Origin of the sequence: Agrobacterium burrii (genome assembly GCF_017313405.1) — a bacterium.
In the GTDB taxonomy this organism is placed as follows: domain Bacteria; phylum Pseudomonadota; class Alphaproteobacteria; order Rhizobiales; family Rhizobiaceae; genus Agrobacterium; species Agrobacterium burrii.
This window is the reverse complement of sequence record NZ_JAFLNA010000006.1, coordinates 247,998-265,625: the sequence shown is the minus strand read 5'-3', so window position 1 is coordinate 265,625 and position 17,628 is coordinate 247,998. Positions and strand designations below refer to the sequence as shown.

General features: G+C 59.1%; 18 protein-coding genes. 4 read left to right on the top strand and 14 right to left on the bottom strand.

From position 1 onward, the window contains the following. Positions 1–196: 196 nt before the first annotated feature. From JZX89_RS13820 to JZX89_RS13790, 7 genes are all read right to left on the bottom strand, one after another. On the bottom strand, positions 197–880 hold the full coding sequence (locus JZX89_RS13820) for a DUF4405 domain-containing protein (protein WP_207134375.1): 684 nt from the start codon (positions 878–880) through the stop codon (positions 197–199). Beyond that, a complete protein-coding gene (locus JZX89_RS13815; RefSeq protein WP_149900684.1) occupies positions 877–1,350 on the bottom strand; it encodes a cytochrome P460 family protein in 474 nt (157 codons plus the stop codon). Before JZX89_RS13815 ends, JZX89_RS13820 begins: the two co-directional genes overlap by 4 nt. Positions 1,351–1,381: 31 nt before the next feature. Beyond that, on the bottom strand, positions 1,382–1,852 hold the full coding sequence (locus JZX89_RS13810; RefSeq protein WP_207134374.1) for a (R)-mandelonitrile lyase: 471 nt from the start codon (positions 1,850–1,852) through the stop codon (positions 1,382–1,384). Between the two features lie 41 nt (positions 1,853–1,893). Beyond that, positions 1,894–2,235, bottom strand: a complete 342-nt coding sequence (locus JZX89_RS13805) for a carboxymuconolactone decarboxylase family protein (protein WP_153515980.1) — start codon at positions 2,233–2,235, stop codon at positions 1,894–1,896. A 141-nt stretch (positions 2,236–2,376) separates the two neighbouring features. Beyond that, positions 2,377–3,480 (bottom strand): alpha/beta hydrolase, encoded by a 1,104-nt coding sequence (locus JZX89_RS13800; protein WP_207134373.1) that lies wholly within the window; start codon positions 3,478–3,480, stop codon positions 2,377–2,379. 35 nt (positions 3,481–3,515) lie between these two features. After that, positions 3,516–4,601, bottom strand: a complete 1,086-nt coding sequence (locus JZX89_RS13795) for an alpha/beta hydrolase (protein WP_207134372.1) — start codon at positions 4,599–4,601, stop codon at positions 3,516–3,518. A 120-nt stretch (positions 4,602–4,721) separates the two neighbouring features. Beyond that, positions 4,722–5,615 (bottom strand): LysR family transcriptional regulator, encoded by an 894-nt coding sequence (locus JZX89_RS13790; RefSeq protein WP_149900688.1) that lies wholly within the window; start codon positions 5,613–5,615, stop codon positions 4,722–4,724. Positions 5,616–5,722: 107 nt separating this feature from the next. On the opposite strand from JZX89_RS13790, the gene JZX89_RS13785 reads away from it, so the two are divergent. The 4 genes from JZX89_RS13785 to JZX89_RS28885 are packed head-to-tail and all read left to right on the top strand — an operon-like array spanning position 5,723 to position 9,354. After that, positions 5,723–7,189 (top strand): MFS transporter, encoded by a 1,467-nt coding sequence (locus tag JZX89_RS13785; protein ID WP_369809552.1) that lies wholly within the window; start codon positions 5,723–5,725, stop codon positions 7,187–7,189. Between the two features lie 15 nt (positions 7,190–7,204). Next, positions 7,205–8,188 carry an aldo/keto reductase gene (locus tag JZX89_RS13780; RefSeq protein ID WP_174374427.1) on the top strand — a complete coding sequence of 328 codons (984 nt, stop codon included), beginning with the start codon at positions 7,205–7,207 and terminating at the stop codon, positions 8,186–8,188. A 47-nt stretch (positions 8,189–8,235) separates the two neighbouring features. Further along, complete coding sequence (locus JZX89_RS13775; protein WP_207134371.1) at positions 8,236–9,093, top strand: aldo/keto reductase; 858 nt, start codon at positions 8,236–8,238, stop codon at positions 9,091–9,093. A 30-nt stretch (positions 9,094–9,123) separates the two neighbouring features. Then, positions 9,124–9,354 carry an SDR family NAD(P)-dependent oxidoreductase gene (locus JZX89_RS28885; RefSeq protein WP_207134370.1) on the top strand — a complete coding sequence of 77 codons (231 nt, stop codon included), beginning with the start codon at positions 9,124–9,126 and terminating at the stop codon, positions 9,352–9,354. Here the strand turns inward: JZX89_RS28885 and JZX89_RS13765 are convergent. The 7 genes from JZX89_RS13765 to JZX89_RS13735 form a co-directional block, all read right to left on the bottom strand. Next, positions 9,325–10,275 carry a FecR family protein gene (locus tag JZX89_RS13765; protein WP_149900692.1) on the bottom strand — a complete coding sequence of 317 codons (951 nt, stop codon included), beginning with the start codon at positions 10,273–10,275 and terminating at the stop codon, positions 9,325–9,327. The genes JZX89_RS28885 and JZX89_RS13765 overlap by 30 nt on opposite strands. Positions 10,276–10,397: 122 nt before the next feature. After that, on the bottom strand, positions 10,398–10,943 hold the full coding sequence (locus tag JZX89_RS13760) for an RNA polymerase sigma factor (protein WP_149900902.1): 546 nt from the start codon (positions 10,941–10,943) through the stop codon (positions 10,398–10,400). A 279-nt stretch (positions 10,944–11,222) separates the two neighbouring features. Then, a complete protein-coding gene (locus JZX89_RS13755; RefSeq protein ID WP_149900693.1) occupies positions 11,223–12,017 on the bottom strand; it encodes an ABC transporter ATP-binding protein in 795 nt (264 codons plus the stop codon). Beyond that, entirely contained in the window at positions 12,004–12,990 is a 987-nt protein-coding gene (locus tag JZX89_RS13750) for a FecCD family ABC transporter permease (protein WP_207134369.1), read from the bottom strand. Before JZX89_RS13750 ends, JZX89_RS13755 begins: the two co-directional genes overlap by 14 nt. Beyond that, a complete protein-coding gene (locus tag JZX89_RS13745) occupies positions 12,987–14,015 on the bottom strand; it encodes a FecCD family ABC transporter permease (protein ID WP_207134368.1) in 1,029 nt (342 codons plus the stop codon). The genes JZX89_RS13750 and JZX89_RS13745 overlap by 4 nt, the downstream gene beginning before the upstream one ends. Then, a complete protein-coding gene (locus JZX89_RS13740; RefSeq protein ID WP_246746699.1) occupies positions 14,012–14,935 on the bottom strand; it encodes an iron-siderophore ABC transporter substrate-binding protein in 924 nt (307 codons plus the stop codon). Before JZX89_RS13740 ends, JZX89_RS13745 begins: the two co-directional genes overlap by 4 nt. 170 nt (positions 14,936–15,105) lie before the next feature. After that, positions 15,106–17,517: a TonB-dependent receptor gene (locus tag JZX89_RS13735; protein ID WP_207134366.1), complete on the bottom strand. Its 2,412-nt coding sequence runs from the start codon at positions 17,515–17,517 to the stop codon at positions 15,106–15,108. Between the last annotated feature and the right edge of the window lie 111 nt (positions 17,518–17,628).

Genomic DNA, 17,628 nt, shown 5'->3' with positions numbered 1-17,628 from the left:
ACGGGTTGTTGGATGCTGGCAAGCCTCGATTGTCGTTCGGCAAAAGGGTTGCGTCTCGCAAAAGACGATGGCAACGGCCTGCTCGACGGTCTCGGGCACCCGCGCATGTGCTTCCTGCTCCGTCATCAGGCCGAGCAGCCGCCCGCGGTGCGTGCCGCTCAGGAAGAGATCGAGAAGCGAACGCGGCTTGCTCCTATCAGGCTGCAAGTCTTTTGGAGGCGCTCGTCTTGATGAACGCGAGGACATAGTGGGTCACGACGGCATAGAGGCCGACGATTGCCAGGTAGTTAAGAAAGAATCCCAGACTGCTCTCGTTGAAGTCCCACATGTCGAGCGAATAGCTGAGCATGAGCTTCGAACCGAACGTCATGTCGAAAGAGCTCTTCACACCCCAAACCGCAATGGCGAAGGCGATGATCCGTAGAACCAGGGTGCGAACGGCGTTCGTCGATGTCAGACCCAGCGTCGATCGGACGGTGTTCATCACGACGGTCCAGCGTGTTCCCAAATGGACGGCGACGATCAGCAGGGTCCAGTAACCGGCGAACATGTGAAGCTCGCGAACTGTGAACCCGCCGTCGATCGACGTAAACCAGAAGAGGTCGCGCGAGATGAGCAGACTGGTGCCCAGCATAATAAGCATAGCTACTGCCAGACAGACGATCGAGACGATGTTGAATATCCGAACGGCGTCGCGCCTACCGTTCCTGACCCTCGGGTACCACAGCCTATTGAAGACGTTGTGCACGATGACCAGCGTGAAGAGAGCCGTGCCGAACAGTTCGTGAGACAGGTTGTCCAGCCACCAATATGCAAGGCAGGCGATGATCAGCGGGATGGCCAGGAAATCCAGCACGAGACGAGCGCGAAACACAGTCATTTGAATTCGAACCGCCGCATCTCGTTGAACGTGTAGAGGAAGTCCCGGTCCGCGCGGGACATGTGACAGCTCTGACAGCGCGCCGTGTTCTCGGCCTCGTTGATGGTACCATCCGGCTTGAACCACTGGAATTGCCAATCGGCGGTCCGTCGGTTCTCCGGATAATCCTGACCCCAGTTCTCGCCCTTTTCCATGATGAAGGTCCGGAACACCTTTCCGTCACGGTAGTCGACGAGGGCCACGTGGGTGCCGTTGGGGATCGGCTCGCCGCGCTTCACGGCTTCGATCGCCTCGCGTGTCGTCATGATGTGCTCGGTAACTTCGCCGCGCGTCACTGTCGTGTAGTGGATGAGTTTGTCGATGTCGGGCATCGTTGCGCGTGTCGGCTCGGCCTGCACCTGCATCCCCACCAGGATGACAGCCAGCCCGGAGAGAACCGCCCCGCCTACACCACCAATCAAACTTCGCATGGGCACCTCGTAATGTGCGCGTGATCCGACGTCACCGCGTGTATTGCTCATCGGAGACGTGCTCCATCCAATTGACCGACTTGCCATCCAGCGTTTCGGAAATGGCGATGTGGGACATGCCGGTCGTCTCGGTCGCTCCGTGCCAGTGCTTCACGCCTGGCGGTATCCATGCGATGTCGCCCGGCCGGAGTTCCTGGATTTCGCCCTGCCAGTGCTGGACGAGGCCGACGCCAGCCGTGATGATCAGCGTTTGACCCAGCGGGTGGGTGTGCCACGCGGTCCGCGCACCGGGTTCGAAGGTTACCGTCCCGCCGCCGACGGTCGCCGGTGCAGTTGCCGAAAAACGGGAATCGACGCGAACGGCCCCGGTGAAGTTGCTCGACGGGCCAACCGTCGAGGGATGCGTTCCTGCCCTGGTGATCGATACGGGCTTGTCAGGTTGTGCAAACGCGGCGGACGCTCCAAGGGAGAGAGCAACGGTCATTACGGTTTTCATGTTCATCGGTCACCTGTGATCGAGGAGTTTTAGTCAGGCTGTCCGTGCTACTCGGCAAATACTTCCTTCGCGATCGCCACGGCCGAAACCGCGCTCGGCCAACCGGAATAGAACGCCATGTGGGTGATTGTTTCGACGAGCTGCTCCTCCGTCAGACCGTTCGCCTTGGCGCGAACGAGATGCGAGCGAAGCTGGTCTGGACGGTTGAGGGCAATCAAGGCAGTGACTGTCACGAGGCTTCGGTCGCGCTGGGAGAGCTGCGGCCGCTCCCAGACGTCGGCGTAAAGGACATCATCCGTCAGTTCCGCCAGCTTCGGAGCGATGTCTCCCATCAATTGCTGGGTGCGCGACCGTGCGGAATCAAGATTAGATGCTGGTTGCTGTGCCATACTGGCCTCCACTCCTGCTCCGCAGACGATTGCTGCGGCAAGAATTCCTGTGATTAGTTTCTTCACGTCCAAGTCCTTTCGTCCTGAGACTATGGGGTTTATTCGTAAGGGGGGTGAATGAGGTGCCCGTGGGTCCCGTCATCACGTCGAAGCGAGGTGGCGATCGAAGAAAGGCTTTAGCCTGGACAGAGCGGCCTCGACATATTCGGGTACCCAGTAGGTCTCGATGTGCTTGGCGCCCTCGATCTTGAAGAGCTCCTTGTCCGCTATGCCGGTTGCCTTCGGGAACGCTTCCTCCGTCATGTACAGCGTGTCGGCGGCACTGCCGGCAATCATCAGAAGGGGTACGTCGATGAGCGCGATCTCGTCGATCGCGTCCCAGCGCATCAGGTCCATCAGGCTGCTGGTCGTGTATCTGAAGGTCGAACCGGGGTGGGCGTTGGTGCGCCAATAGTATTCGTATCCCTGCCGATAGAGATCGAACGGCAATGCGGCGATCTGGGCGTCGGTCATATCGGCGTCGCCGGAATAGAGGATTTCGCCGCCAGCCGCTTCCTGAGCTCGGGCCGCTGAGGCCTGCTGAAGGCGACTCTGGATCGTGTCCATCTGACTATCCTGGAATCCGTTGCGACGGACCCGCCCTGAATTGAACATGCTGAGCGTCGCCACCGCCTTGAAACGCTTGTCGGTCTTGGCTGCGGCCAGGGAGTACCCACCGCCGCCACAGATGCCAAACAGGCCAAGACGCGTCGTATCGACACCGGGGAAGGTGCTGATGAAGTCAGCCATTCCATGGATGTCTTCGATGCGGTGCTGGGGCTTGTCGGTGCTGCGCGGCGTGCCGCCGCTTCCGCCCTGATACGCGGCGTCGGCCGTGATGGTGATGAACCCGCGCTCCGCAAGCCGCTGCGCGTAAAGACCCGTGGTCTGTTCCTTCACACCGCCGTTCGGGTGGGCAAGAACGATCGTGGGGTACTTTTGCGCAGGATCGTAATCGGGCGGTGTGTAGACGTTGGCGACGATGTCGAGGCCGTTCAGCTTGTACTTGACCGGATGGATGTTGACCTTGCCGGGCTCGTTTCGGGTAATCGCACCGTCATAGACGAGAGTGAACGGGTTCTGCTTGTAGTCAAGAGCCATGGCATTGGTCGGCATTGTTGGCACTCCCAGGATTGCACCGGTAACGATGAGCGCGGAGGCTCCGAGGAACTCGCGTCTTCTCTTATTGATGATTTCGTCAGTCATCGTCTGGCTCCTTTTTCAGGGCTAGCGCCGATGGTTCAATCGAGCTTCTTGTCGGTGAGGAATTTGGATATCTGGTCGGCGATCTCGACGTTGTTCAGGTCCGACATCAGGAAGTGTGTGCCGCCCTTGATGCCGATTTCCGGCAGATGGACCAGGGTCGCATCACCACCGTGCCTGTTCACGGTCTCGACCCACAGCTTGGCCATAGCGAGACGAACGCGCCAGTTATCCTGACCTCTCTCACTTGTCGGCTCGACCGGGAAGTTGTCGCCGTAATAGATGATAATGGGCAGCTTGGTCAGCTTTTCGAAGTCGGCGAGCGGAACTGCCTCGCCCTTCAGCGTGCCAGCGGCGCTTGGCATGTCGGCGGGCACCTCGCCCTGCGGGAAGATGAAGCCACTGCCAGGTTCAAGTGCGACGATGCCCTTGACGTTCGAGCTCTTGATCGCTGTCATCCAGCCTGGGCCTCCCGCCTGTGAGTGGGTAAACAGAATGCCGGGTCCTGTCTTCTGGAACAGGGCCGACATCGCGTCTGAGATCACCTTGACGTCGTATGGACCGGTGTTCGGGGTTACGGAGCGGAAGAATTGGTCGAGTGCTGCCGGACTGCGGTCGAACTGAACATTCTGGAAATAGTCAGGCCATTTTCCAAGACGGAACTGGTCGAAGAAAAGCTGATCGTAGGGCGTCGGTTCAATCGTAGCAGCCACGGTGCTATTGCCCGCGCGGCCACGGCGCGGCTGATCGACAAGATAGGTGGAGAACCCTTTACGAAGGAAGATGTTCTGGAAGCCCTCGCGACCGTCGGGGGTGGTCTCCCAGCTACGGGCGGATTGGAACGCTCCATGCAGCATGATAATCGGCAATGGCTTCGGGTTCTGCGGCACCTGATAGAAGACGTAGGCATGATCGCCGTGAAGCGACTGGCCTTCTGGTGTTGGAGCATTGTTGTTGTACGTTCCTGCCGTCTTCGAGACGGTACCGCCAACGGCAAAGCTGCCCTGATCCTGAATGACGAGGGGCTGAGGCTTTTCCGGAGACTGAGCGCTGGTGACACCGGATGTCAGCAGCGCGCTCGAGAACAGTAGGACAGAGAGGGTCTTGGCGAATGTCTGGGGCATAGCGATCTCACAACATTAAGTTGGAGGAACGCTACTTGAGCATCACCCAGATGATTAGATAGCTATTTCTGATTGAGGCCATTAGCCTGACTTATCAATCACAAACGGTTGATTAATTCGTTACTGGCGGTAGCGCAGTGCGTTGATCATCAGCGCGAACGCCGGAGATGTATGCCTGCGGTTAGGGTAGTAGAGGTGATATCCTGGAAATGGAGCACACCAGTCTTCCAACACGCGCACCAATTCGCCGCTCGCTATCTGCTGCGCTACCTGGTCTTCCGGCATATAGGCAAGTCCGAGCCCCCGTTTGACGGCGTCGAGCCGCATTGCGATGTTGTTGAAGACCAGTTGCCCCTCCACCTTCACTTTCAGCTCGTGGCCTTCCTTCTCGAATTCCCAGGCAAGGATATTCCCGTGGGTCGGCATTCTGATCTGGATGCAGTTGTGCCCCGTCAGGTCCTGAGGCGTTTCCGGCCACGGGTTCTGGCGGAAATACGACGGGGCACCGACGACAGCCATGGACATGTCAGGACCGATCTTCACCGCGATCATGTCCTTGGCGACCTGCTCGCCCAGCCGCACCCCGGCGTCGTAGCGCTCCGCTACGATGTCGGTGAGCCCGTAATCGACGGTGATCTCGACCTTCACATCGGGATTGTCGGGTAAGAACTTGTCGAGCGCCGGAGCGAGGACCGAGATTGCGGCATGTTCGCCTGCAGTGATCCTTATGGTCCCCGCCGGCTTGTCCCGCATCTCGGTGAGCGCCGCGAGTTCCGCCTGTATCTCCTCGAATCTCGGAGCGGCGATCTGAAGAAGCCGCTCGCCAGCCACCGTCGGAGATACGCGGCGCGTCGTTCTGGTCAGCAGACGAAGCCCCAGCCTCTCTTCAAGTCCGCGAACGGTCTGGCTGAGCGCCGATTGCGAGACGCCCAGTTTGACGGCGGCCTTTGTAAAGCTCTCCTCGCGCGCCACCATGACGAAGGCGACCAGATCGTTGAAGTTCTCCTGCGGCATTCATTAGACATCCTTATAGCTGCATCCCGATTAGTGTCTCTAATCTAAATGGTCGGCAAGGCATATCTTGCATTCATCGAAACAGACGCCTGGTCGTGGAGGACGACGTGGCCGACCAGAAAATGGAAGACGTGATGTCGAGCAGCAATCCAACGAAACCATTGCCGAACAAATCCGCCATTCTGGCGATCATCCTGATCAGCTACGTGATGATCGTGCTCGACATCTCCGTCATCTTGACCGGGCTGCCCAAGATACATCAGCAACTGCGCTTCACCGACGCTGGCCTGGCGTGGGTACAGAGTGCTTACACGCTGACATTCGGCGGGTTCCTCCTTCTGGGAGCCCGCGCCGGCGACATCCTCGGCCGACGGCGGATGTTCATTGTGGGAATGGCGATCTTTACGATCGCCTCGATGGCGATCGGTGCCTCGCACTCGTCAACGTGGATGCTGTCCTGGCGCGCCATTCAGGGGTTGGGGTCCGCAATCCTGGCTCCATCAACACTTGCTCTTCTCCAGACAAACTTCGACGAGGGCGACGAGCGTGTCCGGGCGGTGTCGCTCTACAGCGCTGCCGCGGGAGTATCCGCGACCGTCGGACTGATTGTCGGCGGTCTTCTGGCGGATTGGCTGTCGTGGCGTGTCGGCTTCTTCATCAATCTGCCAATCGGCATCGCGATGATCCTCGCCGCTCGGGTCTACGTTCCAGAGGCCTCCAAGCAACCGGGTGCGCTAGATATTCCAGGCGCGATCACCTCTACGTTGGGCATGGGAGCGCTGGTGTACGGCTTCATCCGCTCGGCGCAATCGGGATGGGACGGAATAACACTCGCCACCTTGGCGTCCTCCGTTTGCCTGCTCGCAGCCTTCATCCAGATCGAGCGTCGCGCGGCACAGCCGATTCTTCCCCTTCGACTGTTCTCGGACATAGAGCGATCCGGAGCTTACGCCGCGAGGGTTCTCTATCTTGGTGCCATGGTCGGCTTCTTCTTCTTCACCACGCTCTTTCTTCAGGACGTCGCGGGCTTCCGCCCGGCCGTCACAGGCCTCGCCTTCGTCCCCGCGACCATGCTGCATGTTCCCTTCGCGATACTTGTCCCAAGACTTATCGCTCGTTTCGGGCGCAACGCCGTTCTCATCGCAGGCATGGCCACTGGTATAATCGCGATGGGCTGGTTGAGTCGCGCAGGCATCGGCTCGAACTATTGGACCGCGGTGGCGTTACCCATGGTGTTGATCGGGATCAGCCAGGGACTGACCCTGAGCCCCCTTACGTCGTCGGGCGTCGCGCGGATTTCCAAGGAAGACGCAGGCGCTGCATCAGGTGCGGTCAACGTGGCCCATCAGATGGGGAGCTCGGTTGGCCTCGGCATTCTGATCGCAGTCGCCGCCCTTGGATCGGCGGGCCTGGCAGGAGCCGACCTTACGGCATTCCGGGTCTCGCATGCGTTCGACGCAGGAACAGCCATGCTTGTGCTTGCCCTGATAATCGCCGCAGTGACCATCGTTCCCGCCGCCTGGCGGACAAAAGAAAACCAGGAAGAGGCCGCGCTTGTGGAAAGCGCGGCGTAATCAAGGAAGACAGACATGCAAACACGTAAAATCGGCAATCTAAAAGTCTCTGCTCTCGGCCTCGGCTGCATGGGCCTGAGCCACGGATACGGTGCTGCAACCGCAACCAAGGATGCTGTCACACTTATTCGCGCGGCCCACGATCGCGGTGTCACCTTCTTCGACACAGCACAGGTCTACGGACCGTTCACCAATGAGGACGTGGTCGGCGAGGCGCTTCAGCCGATCCGCAACGGCGTCGTCATCGCTACCAAGTTTGGTTTCGAGCTTCCAAGCCCGGACGGCGGTCAGCACTTGAACAGCCGTCCGGACTACATCCGCCAATCGGTCGACGCATCTTTGAAGCGACTGCGCACGGATGTGATCGATCTGCTCTACCAGCATCGCGTTGATCCGAACGTTCCAATCGAAGACGTCGCTGGGACGGTCAAGAACCTGATTGCGGAGGGCAAGGTTAAACACTTTGGTCTCTCCGAAGCGGGAGCGCAGACGATCCGCAAGGCCCACGAAGTCCAGCCCGTCACAGCGCTCCAGAGCGAATACTCGTTGTTCTGGCGCGAACCTGAAAAGGAAATCATTCCAACTCTCGAGGAACTGGGGATCGGCTTCGTTCCGTTCAGCCCGTTGGGCAAAGGTTTTCTGACAGGTAAGATCGACGAGACGGCGACGTTCGGACCGGGGGACTTCCGCAGCGTCGTTCCGCGTTTCCAAGCGGAAAACCTGAAAGCCAACAAGGCGCTCGTCTCCGCACTCACCCATATCGCGGAGAGCAAAGGCGTAACCCCTGCGCAGATCGCGCTCGCGTGGTTGCTCGCTCAGAAGCCTTGGATCGTGCCTATCCCCGGCACGACGAAGCTCCATCGCCTTGAGGAAAATCTCGGTGCGTCGACTGTGGAGCTGTCGGTCAAGGACGTCGCAGCCATCTCGGACGCACTCGCGAAAATCGAGATTGTCGGCGACCGGTATCCCGCGCATCTTCAAGCCCGAGTGGGCAAGTAACGACATTTTTGGGCTTTGTGCTCCCGTAACTATCGAAGGAAATCAACATGACCAGCTCAATACCCACAGTAACCTTGAACAACGGCGTCGAGATGCCAATCCTCGGCTTTGGTGTCTTTCAGGTGCCCGATCCAGCAGAGTGCGAACGCAGCGTGCGTGACGCGATCGATGTCGGCTACCGTCTCCTCGACACCGCGACGTCATATGGCAATGAAGAGGCGGTGGGCAACGCGATCCGCAGTCATGGCATCGATCGAAGCGCGCTGTTTGTCACGACCAAGCTGTGGATCGAAGATGCGTCCTATGGAGGTGCCAAGGCGGCCTTCGAACGCTCGCTGAACAAGCTCCAGCTCGACTATCTCGACCTCTGGCTCATTCATCAGCCCTATGGCGATGTCTATGGCGCGTGGCGTGCGATGGAGGAGCTGCACAAGGCCGGTCGCATTCGCGCCATCGGCGTCAGCAACTTCTATCCCGACCGACTGGTGGACTTCGCGCTTCACAACGAAATCGTGCCCACGGTCAATCAGATCGAAATCCACCCATTCCACCAACAGGAGGACGCTCAAGCAGTCCTCCGGGAATACAAGGTTCAACCGGAAGCCTGGGGACCTTTTGCGGAAGGAAAGAACGGGCTGTTCACGAACGAACTGTTGCAGTCGATCGGCCAGAAGTATGGCAAGAGCACCGCACAGGTTGTCCTCCGCTGGCTGATCCAGCGCGAGATCGTCGCGATCCCGAAGTCGGTGCGCAAGGAGCGCATGGCTGAGAACTTCCAGGTCTTCGATTTCGAGCTCGACCAGAACGACGTCGCAGCCATCTCCTCGCTTGACCAGAAGGCCAGCAGCTTCTTCGACCATCGCGATCCGGAAAAGGTGAAGTGGCTTGGCACACGTAAGCTTTGAGCCAATGCCGTATGATGACGGCGCGTCGTTGTGGCTTTCCCCAATCTGGGAGCATATCATGCCGCAAAATGGGCTCTGAAAGGTTTTACAGATTGCCTTGATCAGGAAGTGGCGGCTTTCGGGATCAAGGTTAGATTGATCGAGCCGGGCGGCTTTCTGACCATAGGGCAGCTGCAGCACCGAGCCAGATCGATCCGAATATCGAACGTCAGTACGGCGAGACTAGTGTTTTTACTGTCTAATGACGATGAGAGGGCCTAGGCGCGTCGATTTCACGTGAAGAGCCTCCGTTACGAAAGCGAGCGCATCATTGGTATCCGCAATCTTCATTGTGCCGCTGACGCGGCGATTGGCCAGAGCCGAGTCGGCAACGATGATTCGACCGTAGAAGTGCCGGTTCATCTCCTCCACGATGTAGGAAAGTGGAGCATTGTCGAGCACTATTTGGCCGCGCCTCCAGGCGAGTGCAGCAAGGCTGTCCACCGGTAAAATGGCCATCTTCTTTTTCTCGTGGTCGAAAGTCGCTTGCTCGCCCTGGCCGACGCGGACGGCGTCATCTCCGTCGATTTCGATCTGGACCGCATTTTCCGTGACGGTCACCTCGGTGTCGTTGTTGCCGTAGCGGACATCGAAAGCGGTCCCGAGCGCAGTAACCGTCGCCATCCCCGCAACAACTGTAAAGGGTCTTTCGACAGCATGGGCGACCCGAAAAAAGGCCTGGCCTTGAAGAAGGCGGACGGTACGGCGGGTCCTGGTATAATCCAACGCGATCGTTGAGGAGGCATTAAGCTGAACCTCAGACCCGTCTTCGAGCGTGATGACAGGCATTTCGTCTGTGCCGGCAATAATGTCCGCTTCCAGGCGCATCGGTCCATCGAACGCGAAAAAGCCGCCCGTCGCGAGGCCTATGGCCAAGAGCGCTGCGATGACCGGTTTTCCCGCACTGCGCGGCTTCACCTTGATGTTGGCGAGCGCAGAATCCGACTGTATTGCCCGGCGGGCATCACCCATCAGGCGTTCAGCAGCGCTGTAAGTCCGACAATTTTCCGGGTCGCGATCAAGCCAGTCCTTGAAGCGCGCCTTGTCGGTTGGCGACTGGTTGGCATCGCTATTGCGCAGGATCCAGTCGGCCGCTTCACGGTTTCGTTTTTTTTGAACTTTCGTCGCTCCTTTGGCCGGCATAGGCATCTCCAGCTTTAAACCTTGACCTCTAGACGTTCGACGTCGCCATTGGGGGATCTCTTAGATCAATTCAGGCAATAATCCGTAGTGGTTTTCCGCACGGAACGCGAGAATCTCTTGTTTTACTGGAGAAGACGATCAAGGCAGTGGGCGAAGGCGCGGCGCAAATGTCGGTCCACCATGTTTTTGGAAATGTTGAGCCTGACGGAGATCTGGTCGGGTGTCAGATGATGGAGCCGGTGCAGGATGAAAACGAGGCGTCGCCGTTCCGGCAGTTCGGCGATTGCCTCGCGGAGCGCGGCAAGCCGCGCCTCGATTTCCAGCGACTGATCAGGCGCAGGCCCGCTGCTCGCGACCGAAAGGGCTTCACGCTCCGAGCCGGAGAAAAGTCGAGCTTCTTTCGTCTCGCGACGCTGGCGGTCAATGCCGAGATTGATAGCTGCCCGGCAAAGAAAGGATTTGATCGAGCGTGTTTGTTGCAGCAGGTCTGGCTTGGCGGCAAGTTTCACATAGAGATCGTGCACCACATCCCGGGCAGTGGATGATGGATGGCCGCGTCTGCGAACAGCGTTCGTAATGTCGGCATAGTAAGCTTCCATAGCCCGGTTCAGCAAATCGTTGCTATCAACACTGTCCCAGACAAGGGGTGAAGGCGAAGAGCTCGACATTGGCAAACAGTTCCCAACCAACAGCCAGTTCAGCATAAGTACTGCTGAATCTCGAAGACCGATGGCTAGCTAATCTATAAAACCCATGCAAGTGCAATAGGTTAGAAACATTCAAAACCAACGGGCGGCCTCGGGATAAATCAAGAGTTAAAAACTCATCTTTATGCCTGATTTCGTTGCTCGATTCCACCTCCCACGTTTTGGCTCGGGGTTGCGCATTAGACAGGCCGAATGTTCAAAACAGGCGGCGGTGTGATATTTCGGTAACGGCTGTGGTGCTCACAGCGCAATGCAGAGCGGCGTTCCCGCAACGGGATCGCGGATCACGACTGTCTTCACCTTGAAGACATCCAAGATCGTCTCCGATGAGATGACCGCATCGGGCGTTCCTGCCGCCGTGACCCTGCCGTCGTGGAGTATAACGATATGCTGGGCGTAGCGGGCCGCCTGGTTGATGTCATGGAGTACTGCGACGACCGTCTTTCCGTGCTTGGCGACCAGCGCCGTAATGAGGTTCATCAGCTCGATCTGATGCTCGAGATCGAGATATGTCGTGGGTTCGTCAAGCAGGATCGCTTCGCTTTGCTGCGCCAGCGTCATTGCGATCCACGCGCGCTGGCGCTGACCACCGGAAAGGCTGTCCAGCGCACGGTCGGAAAGATCCGCCGTGCCCGTCAGCATGAGTGCCTCATCGCATGCTTCCTGATCCTGCGCCGACCAGCGGCTGAAAAGCGAGCGATGTGGATACCGTCCCTGCCGCACAAGATCGCTGACCGTAAGCCCCTCCGGTGCGACAGGCCCCTGGAGCAGAACGCCCACCTTGCGAGCGACCTCACGGGTCGAGAGGTCGTTCAAGTCCTGCCCATCGAGAAGAACGCTGCCGCCGGAAGGCTTCATAAGCCCCGCGAAACTGCGCAGAAGCGTGGATTTGCCACTGCCGTTCGGCCCGATCAGCGCCGTGAAGCGTCGTTCCGGGATAGCGAGGTCGAGCCGCTCGACGATGCGGCGCTGGCCGTAGGCGATGTCGATGCCCTTGCCGGCAATCTTGGCAGGGAGTTGCTTATCCTTGGCCATGGCGGCGTCCCCAGAGAAGATAGGCAAAGAAAGGTGCACCAATGAGGCTGGTGACAATGCCGGCCGGAAGCTGCACCGGCGGCAGGAGGATGCGACCGATGAGATCGGCAGCGACGACGAGGCAGGCGCCGACAAGTGCGGCGACAGGCAGCATCCGGGCATGCGATGCCCCGGTGAGCCGCCGGGCTATGTGCGGCGCGACGAGACCGACGAAGCCGATGAGGCCGGAGGCCGCTACGGCAGCGCCCGAAAGCACCGTGACGAGCACGATCATCAGGCCACGGACGCGATCGACTGGCTGACCGAGGCTCTTGGCCGAATGATCGCCGAAGCGGATCAGATCGAGTTCGCGCGCGGCGAGAAAGGCAAACACTACCGGAACAATGAGTGATAGGGCGAGAAGTTGGACCTTGCCCATATTCGCGTCGTAAACGCTGCCCGCAAGCCAGATCATGGCGCGCTGTACATCGCCAATGTCGCCGAATGCGGAGAGAAAGGTCGTTCCAGCCGTTGCGAGGGAGGAGAGGCCGATGCCGATGAGGATGATGCGGAGCGAGGACGTGCCGCCGCGCCAGGAAAGGGCATAGACCGCCAGCGCCATGATGGCGGCGCCCAGGAAGCTGGCTGCCTGCAAAAGCGCGATCGACGGGTTCTGCATCAGAACGATGACGGCCATGGCCGCCGCCGCAGCGCCACTGTTGATTCCGAGAACACCGGGCTCGGCCAATGGATTGCGCATGATCGCAAGCGTGATCGTGCCTGCGGTCGCAAGCGCCACGCCGACGAGAAGGGCGAGAAGCGCTCGCGGCAAACGCAAATCGAAGACGATCATCGTGCTCTGTGGAGCAGGCTCCCCCATCCCGACGATGACATTGTAGAGTTCCTGCCAGGTCAGAGGAACATCGCCAAAAGCGAGGCTTGCTGCGACGAGGATGGTGAGCAGGAGGGCGAGGATGGTGAGAAGCCGGATCATGCCGAGCCTCTAAGGCGCGTTCGGGCGAGATACAGGAAGAACGGCGCGCCGATGAGCGCGATCGTCACGCCGACGGGGAAACTTTGACTTCCAAAGACAAGTCGCCCGACCGTATCGGAGACGACAACCAGCAGTGCGCCGCCGAGCACCGAAAAAGGGATAACCCAGCGATAGTCAACACCGGCAATCATGCGCACCATATGCGGAACGACGAGGCCGACGAAACCAATCGGTCCGGCAAGTGCCACGGCACCGCCCGCAAGCAGGATGACGACGACGACAGATGCACCGCGCCAAATGACCGGGTTCTGTCCGAGTGCACGCGAGGTATCCGCGCCGAGGCTGAGCGTCGTGAGATGCCGGCCAAGAAAGAGAGCGGCGATGAGGCCGGTGAGGATATAGGGCGCAACGGTTTTCGCTTGCGTCATGGTTCTCCCCGTCACCGAACCTGCGGTCCACAGGCGAACTGCATCGAGCGTGCTCTGGTCGAAGATCAGGATCGCGGTGGTCAGCGAGGTCAGGAAGGTTGCGACGATGGCGCCCGCCAGCACGAGCCCGAGCGGGGAGTGTCCGACAGCGCCAATTGAACCGAGTGCATAGACGACGATGGCGGCGATACCGGCGCCGATGAAGGCAAACCAGACATAGATGTCGCCGATGCCCGTGCCAAAGAGTGTCATCACCAAAACGACGGCAAATGATGCGCCGGCGTTGATGCCGAGCAGGCCGGGAGAGGCGAGCGGGTTGTTGGTGACCGCCTGCATGATGGCGCCGGAAACAGCGAGTGCACTGCCGGACAGCAGTGCAGCAATGACACGGGGCAGGCGAATGGTCGTGACGAGAAGATGGTCGCGCGAGCCATCGAACTGGAAAATAGCGGCCGTCATGGTGGAAAACGACATGGCAGATGTACCGAGTGCAACGGCGTTCATGGCGGCAAGAATGAGCAGACAGAGGAGCACTGCGAGCGCAAGCGACCGCACGCTACAGGCAGTGACGGGCCGAGCGGCCTTTCGGTCGATCATTGACCAGCCAGTACATATCGCTCGACATCGTCGAGAATGCGATTTGCCGAACCGATACCGTGGAAACTCTGCCAGGGACCGCGATCGACCCGATGGGCGCGTCCGGCCTGCACGGCTGGTAGCAATTGCCAGAGAGGGTTCTCGGTCACCTGCTTTTCGAGCGCATCGTCCGGGCCGCTTTCGAAACCGCTGGCAGAAACGTAGAGCAGCACGTTACCATCGAGATTGGCGAGTTCCTCCCAATCTGGCCGTTTGACGATCGTTTCATCGGTGACAGTCTCGTAAGCGGCGCGCTTCACACCTGCCTCGCGCAGCACGGCAAAGGGGGCATAGGCGTTAGGCCCATCCACAAAGACAACGAAACGGTCTGGCGCGAAACGGACGGTCGAGACCGTCAGGTTCTGGTCCTTCATCCGCGCGCGGATCCCGGCGACGCGGCTGTCGTAAGCCTTGAGTGCGTCGTTTGCCACGCCTTCCTTCCCGGTCACTTCGGAAAGGCGCTGAAGATATGCCTTCCAGTCCATATGCTTGAAGAGGACGGTTGGCGCGATCTGTGCAGCCTGCTCGTAAATCGCCGAGTGAACCTCTGCCGATCCGATGATGAGATTCGGCTTCAGCGCCGCCACGCGCTCGAGGCTCGGTTCTCTGGGATTGCCGAGGTCGACCATCTTCTGGGCCTTCACCGCGTCGAGAACCTCATCCTCGGTGATCGCCATATAGGGCGTCGCAACGACGGGCGCCTTAAGTTCGATCAGCAGTCCAAGGGTGATGAGCGGATCCAGCGTCACGATTCGTTTTACGTCCGCCGGAATACAGAAGGGTGGATTGTAGACACCCTCGGTTATGGCCTTTCCCTCGCAGGCAGCCTGCGAAAACGAGGCGGGAAGGAGAAAGGCGAGAAAAGCGAGACAGAAGCGCAAGGCAGGTATCATTTCGTCGTTAGAGCATTTCCAGGAAGAGGTGCGTAGCGGTTCTACGTCCGGAAAATGCGTAAAAACAAAGAATTGCAGGATTCCTGCCTTTCGAGGAAGGGCGGAAATCCTGCAAGGTGGAAAAGGCTGTGCGGCAAGACGCCCCACAGCCGGGTTCGTCAGAACTTCACGCGGACGTTCAGGCCGTAGGAGCGACCCTTGCCCTGCTGGCCAAAGGGCTTTGCCGCGTCGCGATCCACGATCGTGAAATATTTCTCGTCCGTGAGGTTTTCCACGAAGGCGGTCACTTCCCAATTGTCCTTCTTGAAGCCCGTCTGCGCATTCACGATGAAGCGCGGGTCGATATCGTACATGCCCTTCGTGCCGAAGCGCGAATTGTAGCTTGTCGTGTACTTGGCATCGGCGCCAACGAAGACACCGTTATCGAACTCATAACGTCCGCCGAAAGCCCAGCTTAATTCCGGGGCTTCAGGAAAAGCCTTTCCTGACTGGTCGCCGATGGAAGCATGGTTGAATTCCAGGAATTTCGTATTGAGATAACCGATCGAGGTGAAGGCCGTGAATTGATCCGTAACCTCGTAGGTCGGCTCGATTTCGAATCCCCAGGCTCTCGACGTTGCAGCATTCGAGGTGATGCGATAGCCCGGGATAGCGGGGTTCGGGCGGATTTCTATCTGCTGGTCGTCGTATTTCGTATAAAACAGGTTCGCATTGAGTGTCAGCCGGTCGTCGAGATGCATACCCTTGTAAGATAATTCGACGTTCTGGGAAAACTCCGGATCGTATGTGGCGACCTTGAAATTGGTCGGATCCAGCCGGTCGATATAGGAACCGCCCGAGCGGAATCCCTGCGTATATGTCAAGGCGACCGTCTGGGTATCGCTGAGCTCCTTGGAAATGCCCACCTTCGGCACGAAATTCAATTCGTTCAGGGATGACGGGGTACCCGTCAGGACGGCAGACGGATCGATCAGGCCAAAGTAGTTTCGCTGGTAGTCCCTGTCTTTCAGATAATCGAGACGCCCGCCAACGGTTGCGAACCACGTGGGTGCAAATTCATAGGTAGCTTCACCAAAGACGGCGAAGTTCGATGTCCTGCGATTCTGCGTGTCGCTGAGTTGCACCGGCCCGAAGCCGGGATAGTCTACGATGAAGTCTGTCGCGCCATCCCAGACCTCGTGGCTGCCGTACACGCCGGCAACCCATTTCCAGCGATCGCCTTCGTAGTTGAGGCGGAACTCCTGCGTGAAGATGGAGTTGTCATCTTCGCCAGTGCTTCCATAGATGGTTCCTGACGTGCCGTAGTCGATGGAGCGCCGGTTGTTGATGCCATATTGATAGCCGGTCTGCGAGGTGAAGCGCAGCGTATTCGAGAAATCATGCGTAACCTCGAGGCCGACATTGTGCGCTTCCGTCCAGCGATATTCCGTATAGGTAACCGGGGAATCGTTGAAGTCGCCGCGGCCCGTATCGAGGCCAACAAGCGCGTCGTTGGGCCGGTCCTTCGAGTAGGAGTAAGTGAGCAGTGCGCGGGTGTCCGGCATTTCCGAGGGCGTAATCAGCACCTTGGCGCGAACAACACCGCTAATGTCGGTCGTAAGGTCATCGAAATTGTCAAAAATACTGAAATTTGAGTAATTGGGTTGGGCGTCCGAACGCTCGAAAGCGCCCGAGATGCGCAGCGCTATCTGGTCCTCGACGACGGGCGTATTCACCATGAAGGCCGTGCCCGCGAGGTCGTCGCTGCCAACGGTGCCGGAAAGTTCGACCTGCCTGTCGAAGGTCGGATCTTTCGACTTGATATAGATGGCGCCGGTCATGGCCGCACGGCCTGAAAGCGTCGATTGCGGGCCGCGATAGACCTCAACCTGCTCGACGTCCCAGAGGTTACGTGCCCCGAAACGGGCATTGTAACGCGTCTGAACGATACCGTCGACATAGACTGAGCCGGCCGGCCCGCCGGACGGGACGAGACCTTCAGAACTCATGCCACGGATGACGAACCCGGCGTTGACCGTGGCGCTGTCCAGTACGTTTGCCATGCGACGATAGGTGTCCTGCGTCGTGCGAATCTGGCTTTCGACAAGGGTTTCGGCATTGACGATGGCAACGCTGGTGGTCGTGGCACCCAACGTCGACGCATTGCGGGCGCCGTAAATCGTTATTGCCTCAAGCTGCGTGGTGCCGTCAGCTGTCGCGCCGGAAGTGGCCGCACCGGTCTGCAGCGTCACCTGGTTGCTTCCTGCAAAGCGGGCATCCACGCCTGTTCCGGCGAGCACTGTCCTCAACGCCTGTTCCGGCGTCAGCGTGCCGTTCACACCACGGGTCGTCTTCCCCTCGGCGACCGATGCATCGAACAGGATTTGCAGGCCGGTCTGGGCGGCGAGGTTGTTCAGCGCCGGCGTCAACGGACCGGGCCGCACCGCGATCGCTCGCTCGGACGCCTGTGCTGCAGCTTCTTGCACCATTGCCGGCAGCATGGGGCTCAGCATCACGAGTGCTGTTCCCGCCAGAAACACCGCCTTGAGGCTCGCCCCAGCCCCGCGCGAGACGGATTTAGTCTTAGTCATAAAAACCCCCAATCGTGCGGCGTTCAAGGCGCCGCAAGTTCATCACGAGGAATGGCTACACATTCACTCGTGATCTAGACGATTGACTGTTTGGACTTGGGACTCCGGTCT

Coding starts and splice junctions, on each gene's coding strand:
- JZX89_RS13775 (WP_207134371.1), top strand. CDS start 8,236: ATGACCAGCTCAATACCCACAGTAACCTTGAACAACGGCGTCGAGATG.
- JZX89_RS13820 (WP_207134375.1), bottom strand. CDS start 880: ATGACTGTGTTTCGCGCTCGTCTCGTGCTGGATTTCCTGGCCATCCCG.
- JZX89_RS13745 (WP_207134368.1), bottom strand. CDS start 14,015: ATGATCGACCGAAAGGCCGCTCGGCCCGTCACTGCCTGTAGCGTGCGG.
- JZX89_RS13755 (WP_149900693.1), bottom strand. CDS start 12,017: ATGGCCAAGGATAAGCAACTCCCTGCCAAGATTGCCGGCAAGGGCATC.
- JZX89_RS13805 (WP_153515980.1), bottom strand. CDS start 2,235: ATGGCACAGCAACCAGCATCTAATCTTGATTCCGCACGGTCGCGCACC.
- JZX89_RS13765 (WP_149900692.1), bottom strand. CDS start 10,275: ATGCCGGCCAAAGGAGCGACGAAAGTTCAAAAAAAACGAAACCGTGAA.
- JZX89_RS13800 (WP_207134373.1), bottom strand. CDS start 3,480: ATGACTGACGAAATCATCAATAAGAGAAGACGCGAGTTCCTCGGAGCC.
- JZX89_RS13750 (WP_207134369.1), bottom strand. CDS start 12,990: ATGATCCGGCTTCTCACCATCCTCGCCCTCCTGCTCACCATCCTCGTC.
- JZX89_RS13760 (WP_149900902.1), bottom strand. CDS start 10,943: ATGTCGAGCTCTTCGCCTTCACCCCTTGTCTGGGACAGTGTTGATAGC.
- JZX89_RS13810 (WP_207134374.1), bottom strand. CDS start 1,852: ATGAACATGAAAACCGTAATGACCGTTGCTCTCTCCCTTGGAGCGTCC.
- JZX89_RS13795 (WP_207134372.1), bottom strand. CDS start 4,601: ATGCCCCAGACATTCGCCAAGACCCTCTCTGTCCTACTGTTCTCGAGC.
- JZX89_RS13790 (WP_149900688.1), bottom strand. CDS start 5,615: ATGCCGCAGGAGAACTTCAACGATCTGGTCGCCTTCGTCATGGTGGCG.
- JZX89_RS13735 (WP_207134366.1), bottom strand. CDS start 17,517: ATGACTAAGACTAAATCCGTCTCGCGCGGGGCTGGGGCGAGCCTCAAG.
- JZX89_RS13780 (WP_174374427.1), top strand. CDS start 7,205: ATGCAAACACGTAAAATCGGCAATCTAAAAGTCTCTGCTCTCGGCCTC.
- JZX89_RS13815 (WP_149900684.1), bottom strand. CDS start 1,350: ATGCGAAGTTTGATTGGTGGTGTAGGCGGGGCGGTTCTCTCCGGGCTG.